Annotated in this window: 15 protein-coding genes; 9 read left to right on the top strand and 6 right to left on the bottom strand. The window is 69.0% G+C overall.

The annotated features are described in order from the left end of the window. Positions 1–327: 327 nt before the first annotated feature. The 9 genes from rpmH (at position 328) to JK359_RS14905 (ending at position 7,407) form a co-directional block, all read left to right on the top strand. On the top strand, positions 328–465 hold the full coding sequence (gene rpmH, locus JK359_RS14865) for a 50S ribosomal protein L34 (RefSeq protein WP_003956500.1): 138 nt from the start codon (positions 328–330) through the stop codon (positions 463–465). A 21-nt stretch (positions 466–486) separates the two neighbouring features. Continuing rightward, positions 487–858: a ribonuclease P protein component gene (gene rnpA / locus JK359_RS14870; protein WP_078611778.1), complete on the top strand. Its 372-nt coding sequence runs from the start codon at positions 487–489 to the stop codon at positions 856–858. Then, positions 855–1,220 (top strand): membrane protein insertion efficiency factor YidD, encoded by a 366-nt coding sequence (gene yidD, locus JK359_RS14875; RefSeq protein WP_201835734.1) that lies wholly within the window; start codon positions 855–857, stop codon positions 1,218–1,220. Before rnpA ends, yidD begins: the two co-directional genes overlap by 4 nt. A 3-nt stretch (positions 1,221–1,223) precedes the next feature. Continuing rightward, positions 1,224–2,513, top strand: coding sequence for a membrane protein insertase YidC (gene yidC, locus JK359_RS14880; protein WP_201835736.1), 1,290 nt, complete (start codon positions 1,224–1,226; stop codon positions 2,511–2,513). A gap of 15 nt (positions 2,514–2,528) precedes the next feature. Then, on the top strand, positions 2,529–3,041 hold the full coding sequence (locus JK359_RS14885; protein ID WP_201835738.1) for a Jag family protein: 513 nt from the start codon (positions 2,529–2,531) through the stop codon (positions 3,039–3,041). Positions 3,042–3,158: 117 nt separating this feature from the next. Further along, the gene (gene rsmG, locus JK359_RS14890) at positions 3,159–3,875 is read left to right on the top strand and encodes a 16S rRNA (guanine(527)-N(7))-methyltransferase RsmG (protein WP_201835740.1); all 717 of its coding nucleotides are present in this window, start codon (positions 3,159–3,161) and stop codon (positions 3,873–3,875) included. 413 nt (positions 3,876–4,288) lie between these two features. Then, complete coding sequence (locus JK359_RS14895) at positions 4,289–5,362, top strand: ParA family protein (RefSeq protein WP_201836044.1); 1,074 nt, start codon at positions 4,289–4,291, stop codon at positions 5,360–5,362. After that, complete coding sequence (locus JK359_RS14900) at positions 5,359–6,453, top strand: ParB/RepB/Spo0J family partition protein (protein WP_201835742.1); 1,095 nt, start codon at positions 5,359–5,361, stop codon at positions 6,451–6,453. The genes JK359_RS14895 and JK359_RS14900 overlap by 4 nt, the downstream gene beginning before the upstream one ends. Before the next feature lie 336 nt (positions 6,454–6,789). Continuing rightward, a complete protein-coding gene (locus tag JK359_RS14905) occupies positions 6,790–7,407 on the top strand; it encodes a GNAT family N-acetyltransferase (protein ID WP_201835743.1) in 618 nt (205 codons plus the stop codon). A gap of 86 nt (positions 7,408–7,493) precedes the next feature. On the opposite strand, the gene trxA is transcribed toward JK359_RS14905, so the two are convergent. The 6 genes from trxA to murJ form a co-directional block, all read right to left on the bottom strand. After that, positions 7,494–7,826, bottom strand: a complete 333-nt coding sequence (gene trxA / locus JK359_RS14910) for a thioredoxin (protein ID WP_201835744.1) — start codon at positions 7,824–7,826, stop codon at positions 7,494–7,496. 51 nt (positions 7,827–7,877) lie between these two features. Beyond that, on the bottom strand, positions 7,878–8,849 hold the full coding sequence (gene trxB, locus JK359_RS14915; protein ID WP_201835745.1) for a thioredoxin-disulfide reductase: 972 nt from the start codon (positions 8,847–8,849) through the stop codon (positions 7,878–7,880). Between the two features lie 169 nt (positions 8,850–9,018). Then, positions 9,019–9,972 carry an RsmA family anti-sigma factor gene (locus JK359_RS14920; RefSeq protein WP_201835746.1) on the bottom strand — a complete coding sequence of 318 codons (954 nt, stop codon included), beginning with the start codon at positions 9,970–9,972 and terminating at the stop codon, positions 9,019–9,021. After that, positions 9,969–10,772 carry an RNA polymerase sigma factor SigM gene (gene sigM, locus JK359_RS14925; protein WP_201835747.1) on the bottom strand — a complete coding sequence of 268 codons (804 nt, stop codon included), beginning with the start codon at positions 10,770–10,772 and terminating at the stop codon, positions 9,969–9,971. The genes JK359_RS14920 and sigM overlap by 4 nt, the downstream gene beginning before the upstream one ends. 26 nt (positions 10,773–10,798) lie before the next feature. Continuing rightward, positions 10,799–12,520, bottom strand: coding sequence for a protein kinase family protein (locus JK359_RS14930; protein WP_201835749.1), 1,722 nt, complete (start codon positions 12,518–12,520; stop codon positions 10,799–10,801). 118 nt (positions 12,521–12,638) lie between these two features. Further along, positions 12,639–15,014, bottom strand: coding sequence for a murein biosynthesis integral membrane protein MurJ (gene murJ / locus JK359_RS14935; RefSeq protein ID WP_201835751.1), 2,376 nt, complete (start codon positions 15,012–15,014; stop codon positions 12,639–12,641). Between the last annotated feature and the right edge of the window lie 29 nt (positions 15,015–15,043).

Here is a 15,043-nt window from a genome sequence, read left to right on the forward strand (position 1 = left end):
GGTCGGGATGAATATCGGGTCGGCTGGGGATAAAGGAACGAATCGGAGTTCAGCCACGGTAGTCAGCGCGGCGGGTACGGTTCAAGTTGTTGTCCCCAGCCTGTGGATAGTGTCTCTCGGTGACCCCCGGTTTGACCGGATGGCGTAGCCCCGCGTACCGTAACCAGGTCGAGTTGTCGATGGCTGCTGCCGCCTGCCTCCGATGGGCACAGATCACTTCAGGTGATCGGGAAGCGGTGCACTCGGGCGTGACGCGAGCTACTCGTGGGCGCACGGTGACAGCCAGGACGGCACCCCGCCACTACCGATTCTTTCTGGAGCCCCCGAGTGAGCAAGCGCACCTTCCAGCCGAACAACCGTCGTCGCGCGAAGACCCACGGCTTCCGGCTGCGTATGCGTACCCGTGCCGGCCGCGCGATTCTCGCGTCCCGCCGTAGCAAGGGTCGCGCCCGCCTGTCCGCCTGATCCCGATCAGGTCATGACGTCGTGCTGCCCACCGAGAACCGGCTGAGGCGGCGCGAGGACTTCGCGACCGCGGTACGACGGGGGCGCCGGGCAGGCCGCCCGACCCTCGTCGTCCACCTTCGTAGCGGTGCCACGGACCCGCACGCGCCTGGGGAGAGCGCTCCCCCGACGCGTGCGGGTTTCGTCGTGAGCAAGGCAGTGGGTGGCGCGGTCGTGCGCAACACAGTGAAGCGCAGACTGCGCCATCTGATGCGTGACCGAGTCGCCCTGTTTCCCCCCGGTAGCCTGGTAGTCGTACGAGCGCTGCCCGGAGCGGGCGACGCAGACCACGCACAGCTGGCCCGAGACCTGGACGCCGCCCTTCAGCGGCTGCTGGGAGGGGGCGCGCGATGAAGTACCCGCTGCTGGCTCTGATCAAGCTGTACCAGTGGACGATCAGTCCACTGCTGGGGCCGGTGTGCAAGTACTACCCGTCGTGCTCCCACTACGGCTACACGGCCATCGACCGGCACGGTGCGATCAAGGGAACGGCACTCACCGCCTGGCGCATCCTCCGGTGCAATCCGTGGTCGCTCGGCGGTGTGGACCATGTTCCGCCGCGCAAGCGCCCGCGGTGGCACGAAATGCTGCGCAACGCCTGGAGCGCACGCAGGGGCGGGCCCTCCGCCGCCGAACCGGCCATCGAAGGGAAACTCGTTCCCGAGTCGCCTTCGAGCCCGGCCGCAGAGACCTCGTCCCATGCCCAAGGAGCATGATTAGTGGACACGATTGCCAGCCTCTTCAGCTTCATCACGACACCCGTTTCATGGGTCATCGTCCAGTTCCACACGGTGTACGGCGCCCTCTTCGGCGCTGACACAGGTTGGGCCTGGGGCCTGTCCATCGTGTCCCTGGTGATCCTGATCCGCATCTGCCTGATCCCGCTCTTCGTGAAGCAGATCAAGGCCACTCGGGCCATGCAGACGCTCCAGCCCGAGATGAAGAAGATCCAGGAGCGCTACAAGAACGACAAACAGCGTCAGTCCGAAGAGATGATGAAGCTGTACAAGGAGTCGGGTACCAACCCGCTCTCCTCGTGCCTTCCCATCCTGGCGCAGTCCCCGTTCTTCTTCGCCCTGTACCACGTGCTCAACGGCATCGCCTCGGGCAAGCAGATCGGCGTCATCGACGAGGGTCTGCTCGCGAGCGCGCGGAACGCGCACATCTTCGGCGCCCCGCTGGCCGCCAAGTTCTTCAGCAGCGAAGAGCAGGTCGCCGCGCTGAACGCATCGCTGACCGACGTCCGCGTCGTCACCGCGATCATGATCGTGCTGATGTCGGCGTCGCAGTTCTACACGCAGCGCCAGCTGATGACGAAGAACGTCGACACCACGGTGAAGACGCCGTTCATGCAGCAGCAGAAGATGCTGATGTACGTCTTCCCGGTCATGTTCGCCGTCTTCGGTGTGAACTTCCCGGTCGGTGTCCTCGTCTACTGGCTGACCACCAACGTGTGGACCATGGGCCAGCAGATGTACGTCATCCACAACAACCCGACCCCGGGTTCCAAGGCCCAGGCCGCCTACCTCGAGCGCCTCACCAAGCACGTCACGCAGCACGGCAAGATCCGTCGGCGCAGCGAGAAGGCCATCGTCAAGGCGATCGTGACCAAGGGCCGCGACCGCAACGAGTTCGAGCGCAAGTTCATCAACGCGCTGAACAAGGCCGGGCTGGCCGCCCAGAACGACGGCACCGTGGTGCGGAGCACGGCTCAGGCCGCCGCTCAGACCGAGGACGGTGCCGCCGCCGGCACCACGGCCACCGCCACTGCCGCCCGGCGTCAGCAGCCCAGGCGTCAGACCAAGGCTCAGCGTCAGTCCGGCGGGCCCAAGCAGGCTGGTGACTCCCTCTCGCTGGAGAAGTCCGACGAGCCGGAGGACGCGAAGCCCGCCGCCAAGCCCGCCGCCGCCAAGCAGCCCGAGAAGCCCGGCTCCGGCACCCGCAGCAAGGCCCAGTCCGGCCAGCGCAAGGGTGGCCCGCAGCGGCCCAAGTCCCCGTCCAAGAAGTAAGAAGGAGCCCATCCCGTGACGGAAGGCACCACCTCCGCCGCTGCAGAGGGAGCAGACACCCTCACCCGCCTGGAGCAGGAGGGTGAGATCGCGGCGGACTACCTGGAGGGTCTGCTGGACATCGCCGACCTCGACGGCGACATCGACATGGACGTCGAGGCCGACCGCGCCTCCGTGTCGATCATCAGCGACACCGGCGGCCGTGACCTGCAGAAGCTGGTCGGCCGGGACGGCGAGGTGCTGGAGGCGCTGCAGGAGCTGACGCGCCTGGCCGTGCACCGGGAGACCGGCGACCGCAGCCGGCTGATGCTGGACATCGCGGGGTACCGGGCCAAGAAGCGGACCGAGCTGTCCGAGCTGGGCGCCAAGGCCGCCGCCGAGGCGAAGAGCACCGGCGAGCCCGTGAAGCTCAAGCCGATGACCCCGTTCGAGCGCAAGGTCGTGCACGACGCCGTCAAGTCCGCGGGCCTGCGCAGCGAGTCCGAGGGCGAGGAGCCGCAGCGGTTCGTCGTCGTACTGCCGGCCTGATCGGCCCCCTGATTTCACCGGCCCCGTCTGTTGAGCAGGCGGGGCCGAACTTTGTCAGCCTGGTAGTTCTGGTGGCCGGTGCGTGAAGCGCCGGCGCTGTACGGAAGGACGGTCCCCGTGACGGAGGCAGCGGAGCTTCCCCCCGTGCCCGAGCAGGCGCGGGAAGTGTTTGGTGATCGCTTCGCCGATGCGGTCCGCTATGCGGAGCTGCTCGCCGAGGCGGGCGTGCAGCGGGGCCTGATCGGCCCCCGGGAGGTGCCCCGCCTGTGGGAGCGGCACCTGCTGAACTGCGCGGTGCTCGCCGAGGCCGTCCCGGAGGGCGTGACGGTCTGCGACGTCGGCTCCGGTGCCGGGCTGCCCGGCATCCCGCTGGCCCTGGTCCGTGACGACCTGAACATCACCTTGCTGGAGCCCCTGCTGCGGCGCACCAACTTCCTCACCGAGGTCGTGGAACTGCTGGGCCTGGACCACGTCACCGTGGTGCGCGGCCGTGCCGAGGAGGTCATGGGCAAGCTGCCGCCGGTCCATGTGGTGACGGCCCGGGCCGTGGCCCCGCTGGACCGCCTGGCCACCTGGGGCATTCCACTGCTGCGGCCGTACGGCGAGATGCTCGCGCTCAAGGGTGACACCGCCGAGGAGGAGCTGAAGGCCGCGGCCACCGCGCTCAGCAAGCTCGGCGCGGTCGAGACGTCCATCCTGCACGTGGGAGAGGGCGTGGTGGATCCGCTGTCGACCGTGGTGCGGGTAGAGGTCGGAGAGAGCCCGGGTGGTGTCCGCTTCGCTGCGAAGCGTGCCAAGGCGGCCCGTACCGGTCGCGCCCGCCGCCGTCGGTGAGTCGATGGGGAACGTCTCTGATCCGTCCTTAGGGATCCGTCCTGAGGGGTCTGTCCTGAGGGATCCGTCCTGAGGGGTCTGTCTTGAGGGGGCCGTCCTGAGGGCGAGACGTACTCCACACAAGCTGCCAAACGTACGCAAGCCGGAGTGTCGCAGAGGTCCGGTCGCGGCCGCTGTGCATCGTGTTTCACGTGAAACGTCGCTCACTGCTGCACGGCATCATCAGTCGCGGCCGCGCCGCGGCCGAACCCCGCGACCGAAAGCCTCTCGGCTCACTGGAGGAGGCTCCCGGCTCCCGGGACGCTCCGTCCCCGACGCCGGACGCTCCGTACCCCTCGGGTGGCACGGAGTTGTCCACAGAGGTGGATTTCTCCACAGAACACCAGGCCTCACTGGTTCACGACCCCGAAGACATGGGAGGCTCTGTTCATTGCGAGCCTGAAGTCGAGGAGAGTGAATCCTTGCGGTCCGACGCCAACATCGCGGGACCGATGACCGATCCGGTCCCCGGTCCCCGTACCGAGTCGATGGGGATGGATGTTTCACGTGAAACACCGTCCCCGATGGACGACACTCCCATCGGTCGAGCGGCCCAACTGGCGGTGGAGGCTCTCGGCCGCGCCGGCGAAGGTCTGCCGCGTCCGGAGCAGACCCGAGTGATCGTGGTCGCCAACCAGAAGGGCGGCGTGGGCAAGACGACCACGACCGTCAACCTTGCTGCTTCGCTGGCTCTGCACGGTGGCCGCGTCCTGGTGATCGACCTCGACCCGCAGGGCAACGCGTCCACGGCCCTGGGGATCGACCACCACGCGGAAGTCCCCTCCATCTATGACGTGTTGGTGGAGAGCAAGCCTCTCGCCGAGGTTGTCCAGCCCGTGCCGGATGTCGAAGGCCTCTTCTGCGCCCCCGCCACCATCGATCTCGCCGGTGCGGAAATCGAGTTGGTGTCCCTGGTGGCTCGCGAGAGCCGGCTGCAGCGGGCGATTCAGGCGTACGAGCAGCCGCTGGACTACATCCTCATCGACTGCCCGCCCTCCCTCGGCCTGTTGACGGTCAACGCATTGGTCGCCGGCCAGGAGGTCCTCATCCCGATCCAGTGCGAGTACTACGCACTCGAGGGCCTGGGCCAGCTGCTGCGCAATGTCGACCTGGTGCGGGGCCACCTCAACCCCACACTGCACGTGTCGACCATCCTGCTCACCATGTACGACGGCCGGACGCGTCTCGCCTCCCAGGTCGCGGAAGAGGTGCGCACCCACTTCGGCGACGAGGTGCTGCGGACGAGCATTCCCCGCTCGGTCCGTATCTCCGAGGCGCCGAGTTACGGGCAGACGGTGCTGACCTACGATCCAGGATCGAGCGGCGCCCTCTCGTATCTTGAGGCGGCCAGAGAAATCGCGCTGAAGGGTGTTGGCATCAGCTACGACGCGAGCCAGGCCCACATCGGCGCCCAGAACGACCCGAGCATGGTGGAGGGCATCCAGTGAGTGAGCGACGGAGGGGTCTGGGCCGTGGTCTCGGCGCACTGATCCCCGCTGCCCCGACCGAGAAGAACCCGGCGCCGCCAGCCATGGGCAGCGGAGCATCTGCCTCCCCGGCGGCCGTCCCGGTGCTGACGACGGACCGCGGGGTGGCCGCGGCAAAGGTGGCCACGCTGCCGCCTGTTCTCCAGGAGACGGAGGAAGCCCCGGCGAGCCCGGTGCAGGAGGTGCCCGCGCCTCCGATGGGCGCTCACTTCGCGGAGATCCCGCTCGACGCCATCACGCCGAACCCGCGTCAGCCCCGTGAGATCTTCGACGAGGACGCGCTGCAGGAGCTGGTCACTTCCATCCAGGAAGTCGGCCTTCTCCAGCCCGTCGTGGTACGGCAGCTGGGTCCCGGCCGCTACGAGCTGATCATGGGTGAGCGCCGCTGGCGCGCCTGCCGCGAGGCCGGCCTGGAGGCCATCCCGGCCATCGTTCGGGCCACCGACGACGAGAAGCTCCTCCTGGACGCGCTGCTGGAGAACCTGCACCGCGCACAGCTGAACCCGATCGAAGAGGCGGCTGCCTACGACCAGCTGCTGAAGGACTTCAACTGCACGCACGATCAGCTGGCCGACCGGATCGGGCGTTCCCGTCCACAGGTCTCCAACACCCTGCGGCTGCTGAAGCTGTCGCCGACCGTGCAGAAGCGGGTGGCCGCGGGAGTGCTCTCGGCCGGGCACGCCCGGGCGCTGCTGGCCGTCGAGGACTCCGAGGAGCAGGACCGTCTGGCTCACCGGATCGTGGCCGAGGGCCTGTCGGTGCGGTCCGTGGAAGAGATCGTGACGCTCATGGGCTCCCGGCCGCAGAAGGCCTCGCGGTCCCGGGGACCCCGGGCCGGCTCCGTGCCCTCGCCGGCACTCAGTGAGCTGGCCACCCGGCTCTCGGACCGCTTCGAGACGCGCGTGAAGGTCGAACTGGGGCAGAAGAAGGGCAAGATCACGGTCGAGTTCGCCTCCGCGGACGACCTCGAGCGGATCCTCAGCACGCTCGCCCCGGGTGAGAAGCTGGCCCTGCAGAAGAGCCTCCAGGAGAGCGACACCGAGGACGACTGATCCTCGATCGGCGCCGTCCCGCAGTGTGCTGGAGCGGGCTGTGTCCGGTGTCTTCCGGAACACGGCCCGCTCTTTGCTTTGGGACGGTATCGAGCGAATCCCATCGTGGATACGATGCGAACAGCTATGGCGCAACCACCGGACAGCATCTGCATCTCTGAGTGGGGAGACAGGGGCCATGGGATCGATGAGCCGCACCGGACTGCTGAGCGCGGGTCTGGGCCTCGGAGCCGTCGGCGGGTTCGTCGGCAGCCTGCTCAGGGAGAGAAGCGCTCTGACGGCCGCTCTGACGGCCGCTCTGGACGCGGCGGGCGAAGGAAGTGAGGATCAGCCTTCATGGGGCGTCGGCTCGTGCCGCTCACGCTGGACAACCTTCAGGACCTTCCCCCACGCTGCCGCTCGTGTGTCTTCTGGGAACTCGATCCCGTCAGCGGCGAAGCGGCGGTGACGGGCGGCACGTCCGCGCTGGAGAAGGAAGGCTGGATCTCCGCCGTGCTGCTGGACTGGGGATCGTGCGGCCGGGTGGTCTACGTCGATGACGTGCCGGCCGGCTTCGTCCTCTACGCGCCGCCGGCCTATGTCCCGCGTTCCACGGCATTTCCCACGAGCCCGGTCTCACCGGACGCGGTCCAGCTGATGACGGCCTTCGTCATGCCCGGCTATCAAGGGCAGGGGCTCGGCCGGGTGCTTGTACAGACGGTCGCCAAAGATCTGCTGCGCCGGGGCTTCAAGGCCATCGAGGCGTTCGGCGATGCCCGCTGGAAGGAGCCCGCCTGTCTGCTGCCTGCCGATCATCTGCTGGCCGTCGGCTTCAAGACGGTCCGGCAGCATCCCACGCACCCGCGGCTGAGGCTGGAACTGCGGTCCACGCTCTCCTGGAAGGAAGACGTGGAGATGGCACTCGACCGGCTCCTGGGCGCGGTCCAGAAGGAGCCCGCGCTGAGGCCGCTGTAGCAGCCGTACGGCAGCGGACGAGGGCCCTATCTAAAGCGAATGGGCCAACCCGCGAGGGTTGGCCCATTCGTGTTTCACGTGAAACGTCACTCGGCGATGAACTCTTCGAGGTCGCGGAGGAGCGCGGCCTTGGGCTTGGCGCCGACGATGGTCTTGGCGACCTCGCCGGCCTGGTAGACGTTCAGGGTCGGGATCGACATGACGCCGTACTTGGCGGCCGTGTTCGGGTTCTCGTCGATGTTGAGCTTGACGATCTCAATCTTGTCGCCGTACTCGGCCGCGATCGCCTCCAGGGAGGGGGCGATCTGACGGCACGGGCCGCACCAGGCTGCCCAGAAGTCGACCAGGACGGGCTTGTCGTTCTTCAGGACGTCCTGGTCGAAGGAATCGTCAGTCACAGTCTTAAGGTTGCCGGCCACGGCGGGCTCCTTACCTTGGTCGTGCGTCGGGAGGGGAGAGAGGGGGGAAGGTCAGACGGCGGCGGTCTTCTCGGGCTCCGCCTGCTCCTCGTCCGCGAGCGCTGCGAGGAAACGCTCGGCGTCCAGAGCGGCGGAGCAGCCGGTACCGGCCGCGGTGATCGCCTGGCGGTACGTGTGGTCGACCACGTCACCGGCGGCGAAGACACCGCTCAGGTTGGTGCGCGTGGACGGGGAGGCGACCTTCAGGTAGCCCTCCTCGTCCAGGTCCAGCTGGCCCTTGAACAGTTCGGTACGCGGGTCGTGGCCGATGGCGATGAACAGACCCGTCACGGGCAGCTCGGACAGCTCACCGGTCTTGACATTGCGCAGCGTCAGGCCAGAGAGCTTCTGGTCGCCCTGGATCTCGGCGACCTCGCTGTCCCAGACGAACTTGACCTTCGGGTCCCCGAAGGCGCGCTCCTGCATTGCCTTGGAGGCGCGCAGGGTGTCCCGGCGGTGGACGATCGTCACGGACTTGGCGAACCGCGAGAGGAAGGTGGCCTCCTCCATCGCGGTGTCGCCGCCGCCGATGACGGCGATGTCCTGGTCCTTGAAGAAGAACCCGTCACAGGTGGCGCACCAGGAGACACCGCGGCCGGAGAGCGCGTCCTCGTTCGGCAGGGCCAGCTTGCGGTGCTGGGAGCCGGTGGTGACGATGACGGCCTTCGCCCGGTGCACGGTGCCCGCGGTGTCGGTGACGGTCTTGATCTCACCGGTCAGATCGACGGAGACGACATCGTCCGGAACCAGCTCGGCGCCGAAGCGCTCGGCCTGGGCCCGCATGTTGTCCATGAGGTCGGGGCCCATGATGCCGTCGCGGAAGCCCGGGAAGTTCTCCACCTCGGTGGTGTTCATCAGCGCACCACCCGCGGTGACGGCGCCTTCGAACACCAAGGGCTTCAGCGACGCACGGGCGGTGTACAGCGCCGCCGTGTAGCCTGCGGGCCCGGAGCCGATGATGATCACGTTACGGACGTCGCTCACGGCTTGTTTCCTCGTCTCTGGTCTGCGTCAGTCGACCGGGTCGAGCCCCTTTCGGGACTCTCACCCCACCCAACGGATCCTACGGGGCCCGCATTCCCGGTGTGTCCGGGCACACGCATGCCCCCGTAGGACCGAAGGATTGTTCCAGCCGACTCGGCGTTCCGGCGACTCAGTGACGTGAGACGGACTGCTTCAGCAGAACCTTGCCGGGCGAAGCCGACTGCTGCTGTACACAGGCCGCGTCGATCACGTAGGCCGTGACGTGCCGGCCGTCGTGGGAGTCCGCCACCACGACCAGATAGGCGGCCTTCCCCGCGTACGTTCCCGTCTTGGCACCGAGGACGGCATCTCCCTGACCGAGTGCCTGCCGCACGCAGTCGGGCACGGGAACCGCGGTCTGGATCAAGGTGTTCGGGCCATCGGTCGAGCCGGGCGTGTTCGACTCGCCGTCGGGGCCCCGCTGGGGCTTCTCCGTGCCCTGGGGCAAGGACTTCTTGGTGGTGAGGAGGCCACGTACCTGGTTCTCCAGGCTGTCGCCGGAGAAGGCGGCGGCGGACGGGGTGGGCTTGCTGTGAGCCGTCGTATGGTCGCCGCTGTCCACGAGCGAGGTCATGATCAGCGACCCGGCACCCAGTACAGCGGCCGTGAGTACGGCACCCAGGACGAGACGACCGCGGCGTCGGCGGTGCTCCGGCCCCTTGCGTCCCGGCCCGGTCGCCGTCCGGGGGCGCCCGGCGGGCCTGTCGGCGGTGTGGGCGAGGGATCGGTCGGCGTGGAAATCAGTGGGCCGCGCTGCGGGGTGCTCAGCGGTGTGCTCGACAGGGGCTGATGTTTCACGTGAAACATCAGCCATGGTGTCCTCACCCATAGCGCTCAGCGCTGCCTCGGCGGCAAGGGCGGCATCGATGCGCTGGGCCACGTCGTCCGGCATACGCTCTTGTCCCGGCACGGAACCCAGTAGCCCCCGGATCTCCTCCACCGAGACGTACACGTCCGCGCAGAGTTCGCACGTGTCCAGGTGGCGGCGCACGTCGGTGCTGCGGTCCGGTGGGAGAAGGCCCTCGGTGAGGTCGGAGATCTCCGCGACGTCCGGGTGCCCGGTTGTGTCTGTCGAGGAAGTCACACTCGCCCACCTCCGCCCTTCACTACGGCTGAATCGCTCGGCCCCGTTCCCCTGGGGCGTCCGCTCGATGACCCCGTTGCCGGTGGGACGGATGTCCCCTGCCCTCGGTTCCGTCCCGCGGCGGGTTTCTTTCCGCTCCCGGTGCGGCCGGCTGCCTCGTCCCCCTCGGCTCGGTCCGGATCTCTCCCGGCTCCGGTGGCACCGGTTCGTGGATCTCCGGAGCCTTCGGGCCGCAGATGGGTGAGGAGGGGAAGAAGTTTGGCCCTGCCGCGGGCGCAGCGGCTCTTCACGGTGCCGGTCGGGGCATCCAGGATCTGCGCGGCCTCGGCCACGGAGTATCCCTGCATGTCCACGAGGACCAGGGCGGCCCGCTGCTCCGGCGGGAGGGTGCCGAGCGCCTCGAGGAGCTGGCGCTGCACGTCGTTCCGTTCGGCCGGCGCAGAGGCGGACTCGTGCGGTTCCAGCAGCTGCTCCAGCCGCTCGGTGTCGTCGACCGGAGCCGTCTTCCGTGAGGCCGCCTTGCGGACCCGGTCCAGGCAGGCGTTCACGGTGATCCGGTGCAGCCACGTCGTGACCGCCGACTGGCCTCGGAAGGTGTGGGCGGCCCGGTAGGCGGACACCAGGGCGTCCTGGACCGCGTCGGCGGCCTCCTCGCGGTCGCCCAGGGTGCGCAGTGCGACCGCCCAGAGACGGTCCCGATGCCGCCGCACCAGCTCACCGAAGGCATCGGGATCGCCTTCCACGTGGCGGGCGAGTAGGTCCCTGTCGCCCACTCCGTCGTATCCGGCGCCTTCCGCCATCTGCCCCCTCCGGTCCGGGTGAGACGTCAGCCCGTGAACTTCACTTCGCCGATGGCCTGCTTCCAGCCGGCACTGGCGTACAGGGTGGCGTCATACCCCGAGTTGGGCACGGCCGTCAGCCAGACGAGGACGTACTGCGTCTTGACCGGCTTGGTGACCTTCACCGCAGCGGTGGTGCCCGTGGTCGTGACGCTGCCGATCTTCGTCATGGAGTCGAGTGACGCCGGCGTCAGCGAGTCCGCAGCGTACAGCTCGACCGTCGTGTGGTCACCGCCGTAGCGCAGGTCGAGGGTGGCGGTGCTGAGCTGCTTCGCCGAGCCGAGGTCGTACACGACGCCGACGCCCGGCTTGTAGGGCGCAATCGCCGGCCCCTCGGTGAAGCTCTTGGTCTTCCAGTACGTCGACGCGTCGCCGTCGTAGGTTTTCGGTTCGGCACCGCGGTTCTGGGCACCGCCCTCGGCGATGAACTCCTGGCTCCCCTGGATCGCTATCGGCTTCGGCTTCGGCTTCGGGGCGTTCTTGTCGCCGCCGTCCGTCGTCTGGCCCTTGTGGGTGTCGTCCGACTTGTCGCTCGGGCCCATCAGGGCGTCCGCCAGCTGCCAGCTGCCCAGACCCAGGGCGGCGATGAGAAGGGCCGACACCGCCCATTTCAGGGCCTTGCCGGTGCGGCTCTGCAGAGGGGGCGGCGGGGGTGCGATCGGCTGAGTGGCGCCGGGATGCGGCGCCTGACGGCCGTAGGTGCCCTGCTGGTAGGTGGTGCGCTGGTACTCAGGCGGCGCCGTGAACGCCGGCTCCGGCGGGCGGATGCGCGGCATCTCGCCGATCGCCTTGACCAGCTCCTCCGGGGTGGTGCACGGAGCCTCATGCCGGGACGCCGTCGCGCCGTCGTTGACGAGGGCCCGCATGGCCAGCTCGGACAGTCCGCGGTGGATACCGGCGCGCACCTGGTCCGGGGCGATGAGACCGATGTCCTTGGGCAGGCCGGAGAGGCCGTAGGCATCGTTCTCGTACGGCCAGCGCTGGGTCAGCGCCGCGTACAGCAGGGCGCCGATGGCCTCGGTGTCGGTGCGCTGCGGGGTGTCGGAGCTGATGCCGCGCAGGGCCGCGTTCACGGCGAGGCCGCGGATGCGCCACTGACCGGTCGAGGCGCGCAGGACCGCATTCGGGTTGAGCCGCAGATGGGCGAGGCCCTCGCGGTGGGCGGCAGCCATGGCGGAGGAGACCTGACTGACCAACTGGTAGGCGTCGTGCGGCTCCAGCGGGCCGGCCGCGAGCAGTGTGGACAGTTCGGTGGCATCGGGGAGCCACTCGTGCACGACGTAGACGAGGTCGTTCTCCTCGACGGCGTCGAGGACCTGGACGAACCGCGGGTCGCCGAGCAGCGCGGAGGAACGGGCGGCAGCAAGGACGGAACGGGCCCTGACGTGGTCCGCGGGCAGCACGTGCACACCGACGGCACGACGGAGTTTCTCGTCGACCGCACGCCAGCTGCTGAATCCGTCCAGACGGGTGACGCATTCCTCCAGCCGGTAGCGTCTGGCCAGCTTGTGACCGCTGTGCAGTTCCGGAGGCGAAGCCTTCTTTCCGGGACCCTCGGCTGCGCCGCTCCCCTGCGTGTTGTCGCTGTCCGTGTCCCGCTCCGGGTTCTTGGCCACCCCGTCGGCCGTGGGCTGGTCCGCCTTGGCGGTCAGCGGCGGTTCACCGCTGTTGTCTGCCACGTCGACGGCAGCCGTACTCCGTTCCGCCACCGTCGTCCCTGCCTCCCCATCCGTTGCACGCTGTCCGACGCCGAAACCAATTGTGCCCACAGTCCGCCGCTATGCACGACACACAGCCGCGGACGATGGTTGTGCGCCTACCCCCGCCTCAACGACCCAGACGCCCGCGCACCATACCCACGAGCGAGTTCAGCTCCTCGATGCGCATCCGGCGGGCGGCGACGAAGAAGACGCCGAACAGGACGACACCGCCGGCGAGCAGCGCGCTGAAGGAGCCGATCACACCCTGGCCGAGGGTGTGGCCGATGCCGTAGCAGGCAGCACCGCTGAGCAGGGCCGCCGGCACCGAGGCGATGCCCAGCCGCGCGTACGTACGCAGCACCCGGGACCCGTCCAGGTCGCCGCCCAGGCGCTTGTGCAGCCGCCGCCAGGCGACGCCCACACCGACGGCGTAGGCGAGGCCGTAGGCGGCGGCCATGCCGGCGACCGCCCAGCGCGACGGCAGCAGGAAGTAGCAGAGCGCCGAGGCGCCCGCGTTGACCGCCGCCACGATGACCGTGTTGTAGAAGGGGGTGCGGGTGTCCTCATAGGCGTAGAACGCGCGCAGGACGACGTACTGCACGGAGTAGGGGATCAGGCCGAGGCCGAAGGCCATCAGCATGTACCCCATGTTGGTGGCCGCGAAGGTGCCTGCCGAACCGAAGATCAGCGTGCACATCGGGATGCCGAGCGAGACGAACCCGAAGGCGATCGGCACGATGGCGACCGCGGTGGTGCGCAGACCCTGCGAGATGTCGTCGCGGACGGCGCCGGAATCGCCCTCGGCGGCCGAGCGCGAGAGGCGCGGCAGCAGGGCGGCCATCAGGGACACGGTGATGATGGCCTGGGGCAGGCCCCAGATCAGCTGGGCGTTGGCGTAGGCGGCGATGCCGGTGCCCTTGACCCCGGAGTCCTTGCCGGCGGCGGTGGACAGCTGGGTGACGACCATGGCGCCGGCCTGGTTGGCGAGGACGAACAGCACCGTCCACTTGGCGAGCATCGCGGCCTTGCCCAGGCCGTGGCCCTTCCAGTCGAAGCGCAGCCGGATCCGGAAGCCTGTCTCACGCAGGTAGGGGATCATCGCCAGTGCCTGGACGACCAGGCCGAGCAGCACACCGACGCCGATGAGCCGCTGGCCCTCCGGGGGGATGCTGGTGACGTCCATGTGGGAGTTGGCGGCGGTGCCGTAGACCCAGATGAACATGCCGAGCGTCACGATGATGACGATGTTGTTCAGTACCGGGGTCCACATCATCGCGCCGAACTTCCCGCGCGCGTTGAGGATCTGGCCCATCACCACATGGATGCCCATGAAGAAGATCGAGGGCAGGAAGTAGCGGGTGAAGGTGACCGCGACCTCGTTGGCCGCCGGGTCGCTGGCCACCGGGTTGGCCAGCAATCGCACCAGCAGCGGTGCGGCGAACATCGCGAGCCCGGTCAGGGCGGCGAGTGCCACCATCACCAGGGTCAGCAGCCGGTTGGCGAAGGCCTCGCCGCCGTCCTCGTCCTCCTTCATCGACCGCACCAGCTGCGGCACGAACACGGAGTTCAGACCACCGCCGACGGTGAGGATGTAGATCATCGTCGGCAGCTGGTAGGCCACCTGGAAGGAGTCGGCGAGGAAGCCGAGGCCCAGCGCGGCGGCGATCAGCGCGGAGCGGATGAAGCCGGTGAGGCGGGAGACCATCGTGCCCGCCGCCATCACGGCACTGGACTTCAGCAGCCCGGTGGCCCGCCCGCCCTTCTTGGCGGGAGCAGCGGGAGCCTCGCCGGCCGTGGGAGACGCCGGCTCACCGGCCCCGAGGGGACCGACGGGATCCGGAGCGGCGGCCGGGGCGGGCACCGGCGGCTGTACGGGCTGCCCGGCGGCGGAGGGGCCGGCCGGGAACGAGGCACCGGTGTACGGGGCGCCCTGCCGCGGGTTCTGCCCCTGCGGCTGCGGGTACTGGCCGGCGGGACCGTATCCGTTGCCCGGCGCGGCCGGGCCCGGGACGGCCGGGGGGTCCATGGGCGCATGCCCGCCGCTGTGCTGCTGGTCCTTGAAGAGGTGCGCGAAGGCGTCCGGCTCGTGGTACTCCTCGCCGGAGTGCGAGACCAGGTCGTCCACGCCGACGAACTGGGTCGTGCGCGGGTCCTCGCCGTAAGGCATGTACGGGGTGGCACCGCCAGGCTCGGGTGCCGGGGTCTGCGCCCACACCCGCGGGTCCGGGCCGTACTGGGACTGGCCCGGCTGCGCGTACAGCGGCTGCTGGGCGTCGTACGTGCCCGGGGGCGGCGGGGGGTGCGCGGCACGGTCGTAGAGCGCCTCGGCGACCGGGTCCTGGGCCGACAGGTCCTGGGACCGGTAGGGGTCCTGCTCGTAGGCGTCCTGGAGGTACATGTCCGCCGCGGGCTGCGGCGGCACCTGGCCGGGCTCGGGCGGCGGCGCGGGGTAGCCCGAGCCGGCCGCGCCATGGCCGCGGTCACCGTCGTACGGCGCGTTCATGCTTACCCCACCTCATCGTCCCGGGCCCA

This window comes from Streptomyces actinomycinicus (assembly GCF_016741775.1).
GTDB lineage: Bacteria > Actinomycetota > Actinomycetes > Streptomycetales > Streptomycetaceae > Streptomyces > Streptomyces actinomycinicus.